This is a genomic window from Streptomyces sp. NRRL S-495 (genome assembly GCF_000966955.1).
In the GTDB taxonomy this organism is placed as follows: Bacteria; Actinomycetota; Actinomycetes; order Streptomycetales; family Streptomycetaceae; genus Kitasatospora; species Kitasatospora purpeofusca.
In genome coordinates, this window is sequence record NZ_JZWY01001051.1 from 1 (window position 1) to 1,596 (window position 1,596).

The 1,596-nt window shown below is 73.7% G+C and carries 2 protein-coding genes; one reads left to right on the forward strand and one right to left on the reverse strand.

Features of this window, described 5'->3' with window-relative positions; genetic code table 11:
* Positions 1-695 (forward strand): hypothetical protein (locus VR45_RS38725; RefSeq protein ID WP_045944651.1); only part of this gene is annotated, 695 nt, incomplete at its 5' end.
* Positions 696-779: 84 nt separating this feature from the next.
* Here the strand turns inward: VR45_RS38725 and VR45_RS38730 are convergent.
* On the reverse strand, positions 780-1,574 hold the full coding sequence (locus tag VR45_RS38730; RefSeq protein ID WP_045944652.1) for a (2Fe-2S)-binding protein: 795 nt from the start codon (positions 1,572-1,574) through the stop codon (positions 780-782).
* Positions 1,575-1,596 lie beyond the last annotated feature (22 nt).

A 1,596-nucleotide genomic window follows, 5' to 3' on the forward strand; every position in this document is an offset into this window, starting at 1 on the left:
CACCCGCACACCCCGCGACCCCGGTCATCGGCGCCGCCGCCGTCTCGGGCCTCGCCCGCGCCCACGACGGCACGCTGTACTTCGCCTACGCCACCGGCACCGAGGACCTCACCGGTATCTGGAGGCTCTGCCCCGGCGGCGAGCCGGAGCGCATCGCCGCCCTCCCCGCGAACAGCCTGCCCAACGGCCTCGCGCTGGACGAGCACGCCGGCGTGCTGTACTCCGCCGACTCGGCGCTCGGCCTGGTCCGGGTCGTGCCGACGACCGGCGGCGCCCCGGTGGTGGTCTGGTCCGACGACGCCCTCCTCAAGCCCACCGGCGCTTTCGGCGCCAACGGCCTGAAGGTGCACCGCGGTGCCGTCTGGGTCAGCAACACCGACAGTGGCTCGCTGTTGCGAATCCCGATCGGTCAGGACGGCTCCGCCGGCCCGGTCGAGGTCCGCGCCGACGGGCTCGCAGGGCTCGACGACTTCGCCTTCGTCGGGGCCGGTGACGAGCTGATCGCAGCGCTCAACACCTCCAGCGAGGCCGTCTACCTCCGCGGTGACGGTACTCGGCACACCGTTCTCGACGCCTCGGACGGCCTCTCCAACCCGACCTCGGTCGGGATCCGGGGTGATCGGGTGTATGTGTCGAGTGCTGCCTTCTACTCAAGGAGCGACCCCAACCTGCTGGCCGCGACGCTGGAGCGGTAGGGCGCCGGGACTGCGTTCGGGTCGCCGGGTGGGCCGGGCGTCCGGCCCACCCCTGGCTCCTTTCGACCCTTGGTTCCTTTCGGCTCAGGGGCGGCGTGGTGGTCGGGTGAAGCAGCAGTCACCGCAGACGCCCGCCTGCGGACCGACCCGGTAGTAGAGGCAACAGCTGGTGCGTCGGAACCCGGTGCCGGCCCGAGCGCTGCCGACGGTCAGGGTTCCGGTGCCGGCCAGGGGCGGGTGGTCGAGCACGTGGGCGACCAGGAACCGCGCCAGCCCCGGATTCGCGGAGGTCTGGTCGGGGGCCGCTTGCGCGATGTGGGCGTCCAGCATGCGCAGGGCGCCGGCCAGGGCGGAGGCCGCGTTTCCCCGGAGCAGCCCGTCGGAGAGCGGCACCGTGGAGCGGACTGCCGCCGCCAGCTCCGTCAACTGCCCCTCGACGACGGTCCGGCGGAACCGGTCGGCGAGTTGGCCCGGATCGGCCGAGGTGTGCGCGTCCTCGGAGGCGGGCTGTGCCGTCGACGTGGGCGGACAGGGAGCCCAGAGGTCGATCGGCCCCTGTTCGGGGACGCGGAGCCACGCTTCATCGGGAGTCAGGTCGGGCACTTCGCCGACCAGTACGGCGGCGCCGAGACCCACCGAGCAGAACCTGGAGGCCAGGCCCAGGTGCAGGATCGAGGCCGCGACCCGCGACTCGGTCGTGCCCAGCCTCCGGCCGACCTCCCGGAGCCGGCCCGCCAACAGGCCGTCCTGGCCCGGGGCGTAGAACTCCCGCAGCGGTCGAAAGCCCGGCGGGGGGCCCTGCCCGGGCGCCTCGGCCGTGTCCAGAGCGAAGTACGGACCGACGGCGGCGAGCCGACCGAGGCCGGACACGACACTCATCGGCGGTCGGCCGTCGCCGTCG